Origin of the sequence: Pseudomonas edaphica (genome assembly GCF_005863185.1) — a bacterium.
Classification (GTDB): Bacteria; Pseudomonadota; Gammaproteobacteria; order Pseudomonadales; family Pseudomonadaceae; genus Aquipseudomonas; species Aquipseudomonas edaphica.
In genome coordinates, this window is sequence record NZ_VBVZ01000903.1 from 1 (window position 1) to 1,756 (window position 1,756).

Annotated in this window: 2 protein-coding genes; one reads left to right on the forward strand and one right to left on the reverse strand. The window is 57.2% G+C overall.

Annotated elements, in window-relative coordinates; translation table 11 throughout:
• Positions 1-5 precede the first annotated feature (5 nt).
• On the reverse strand, positions 6-284 hold the full coding sequence (gene rpsT, locus FEM54_RS31915) for a 30S ribosomal protein S20 (RefSeq protein ID WP_003171647.1): 279 nt from the start codon (positions 282-284) through the stop codon (positions 6-8).
• A gap of 253 nt (positions 285-537) precedes the next feature.
• Between rpsT and murJ the strand changes: the two genes are divergently transcribed.
• Positions 538-1,756: murein biosynthesis integral membrane protein MurJ (gene murJ, locus FEM54_RS31920; protein WP_138454205.1), on the forward strand; the 1,219-nt coding region annotated here is incomplete at its 3' end.

Genomic DNA, 1,756 nt, shown 5'->3' on the forward strand with positions numbered 1-1,756 from the left:
ACCACTTAGGCTGCTGCAGCGACGTTCAGAGCCTTGATGTGGCCATTCAGGCGGCTCTTATGACGAGCGGCTTTGTTCTTGTGGATGATGCCTTTATCGGCCATACGGTCGATAACAGGCACAGCCAGAACGTAAGCAGCTTGAGCTTTTTCAGCGTCTTTGGTGTCGATGGCTTTAACTACATTCTTGATGTAGGTACGAACCATGGAACGCAGGCTGGCGTTGTGGCTGCGACGCTTCTCAGCCTGTTTTGCACGTTTTTTGGCGGAAGGTGTGTTGGCCACCGTCGAGCTCCTCGAAAGACTTTTTAGGAAATAGCAAACAAAATAGGCCGCGAATCATGCCGATGACTTGATGGGTTGTCAAGGGCGGCTGATGCGAACTGCTGAGTGGTCGATCTGAAGAGGCGGGTGATTTATTTCCGGCGCTTGACCTGTAAACTCGCGAGCTTTGGCTCTGTGCTGTTGCAGGCGCGCAGTATCGCATAAGTGGGCGCTTTGTTCGCCTGCTCTTTATCTAAAGGCGCAAACTCTTTCAATGAATCTGCTCAAATCGTTGGCTGCCGTCAGCTCTATCACGATGATCTCCCGGGTTTTAGGGTTTGTGCGTGACACCCTGCTGGCGCGCATTTTCGGCGCCAGCATGGCCACGGATGCGTTCTTTATTGCCTTTAAACTGCCCAACCTGTTGCGGCGGATCTTCGCCGAGGGCGCATTCTCCCAGGCTTTCGTGCCGATCCTGGCCGAATACAAAACCCAGCAGGGTGAAGAGGCGACCCGTACCTTTATTGCCTATGTCTCGGGCTTGCTGACCCTGGTACTGATGCTGGTAACCCTCGTCGGCATGCTTGCCGCGCCCTGGGTGATCTGGGCCACGGCCCCCGGTTTTGCCAATACCCCGGAAAAATTCGCGCTGACCACTGACCTGTTGCGGGTGACCTTTCCTTATATATTGCTGATTTCGCTGTCTTCCCTGGCCGGGGCGATCCTCAATACCTGGAACCGTTTCTCGGTACCGGCCTTCGTGCCGACATTGCTGAACGTCAGCATGATTATTTTCGCGCTGTTCCTGACGCCGTACTTCGACCCGCCGGTTATGGCCCTGGGCTGGGCGGTGCTGGCCGGCGGCCTGGCGCAGCTGCTGTACCAACTGCCGCACCTGAAAAAAATCGGCATGCTGGTGCTGCCGCGCCTGAACCTCAAGGACACCGGCGTATGGCGCGTGATGCGCAATATGCTGCCGGCGATCCTGGGCGTGTCGGTGAGCCAGATTTCCCTGATCATCAACACTGCGTTCGCATCCTTGCTGGTGTCCGGTTCGGTCTCCTGGATGTACTACGCCGATCGCTTGATGGAGTTGCCGTCCGGCGTACTGGGTGTAGCCTTGGGCACAATCTTGCTGCCGACGCTGTCGCGCACCTATGCCAGCAAGGACCGCCAGGAGTACTCGCGCATCCTCGACTGGGGCCTGCGCCTGTGCTTTATGCTGGTGTTGCCGTGTTCCCTGGCCCTGGGCATTCTGGCTGAGCCGTTGACCGTGTCGCTGTTCCAATACGGCCAGTTCAGCGCGTTTGACGCGTCAATGACCCAGCGCGCACTGGTCGCCTACTCCGTCGGTCTGCTCGGCATTATCGTGATCAAAGTGCTGGCGCCGGGCTTCTACGCCCAGCAAAACATCCGCACGCCGGTCAAGATCGCAATCTTCACACTGATCGTCACGCAACTGCTCAACCTGGTGTTTATTGGCCCGTTGGCCC